Below are 744 nucleotides of genomic sequence, written 5' to 3'. Positions count from 1 at the left end.
ATTCCAATCATTATGATCACTGCGAAAGTCGAAGAAGACAATAAGATTCAAGGCTTGGAAGTCGGAGCGGATGATTACATTACTAAGCCTTTTTCTCCACGTGAGTTAGTGGCTAGGTTAAAAGCGGTGCTGCGTCGAGCTAATCCACAAGGGTTAGAGTCTGCGATTAATATTGATGGCTTAGAGCTCGATCCAGTCTGTCACCGTGTTAGCTCAGAAGGTGAAACGCTTTCGATGGGGCCAACAGAATATAAACTCCTGCAGTTTTTCATGACACACCAAGATCGCGTCTACACGCGAGCGCAGCTATTGGACCTCGTTTGGGGTGGTAATGTGTATGTGGAAGAACGCACTGTTGATGTACACATTCGTCGTTTGCGCAAAGCGATCGGCAAACGCCATGAAGCCTTAGTTCAAACTGTTCGAGGTACCGGTTATCGTTTTTCTACCAAAACGGCGCATTAATTGGCTAATATAGCCTTATCTATTTTGTGCGAGTTTAAAGGAAGCAAAGCGAATGCATAAACGCGCGTCTGCACATGTCCGCTATTTAGTGTGGGCATTTGTGCTAGCTGTTTTACTCGGCTTAATCACGGACCTTCTCCTTCCTAGTCTTCTGGTGTTCTTTGCGAGCTATAGCTTGTGGATGGTGCGACAAGCACTTCGTTTACATGCTTGGCTCTATCCAACTAAAAAGCCAAAAGAAGTGCCTGAAAGTTATGGTTTATGGGGAGACCTTTTTGA

The 744-nt window shown here is 45.3% G+C and carries 2 protein-coding genes; both read left to right on the top strand.

Annotated elements, in window-relative coordinates:
* The coding region (locus A3738_RS18175; RefSeq protein WP_068763763.1) for a winged helix-turn-helix domain-containing protein at window positions 1–465 on the top strand (465 nt) is incomplete at its 5' end.
* Window positions 466–517: 52 nt separating this feature from the next.
* Window positions 518–744: phosphate regulon sensor protein PhoR (locus A3738_RS18170; RefSeq protein ID WP_156504328.1), on the top strand; the 227-nt coding region annotated here is incomplete at its 3' end.

Source organism: Oleiphilus sp. HI0066, assembly GCF_001635725.1.
Note: the sequence above shows the minus strand (reverse complement) of the source record. Positions and strands in the feature narration are given on the sequence as shown.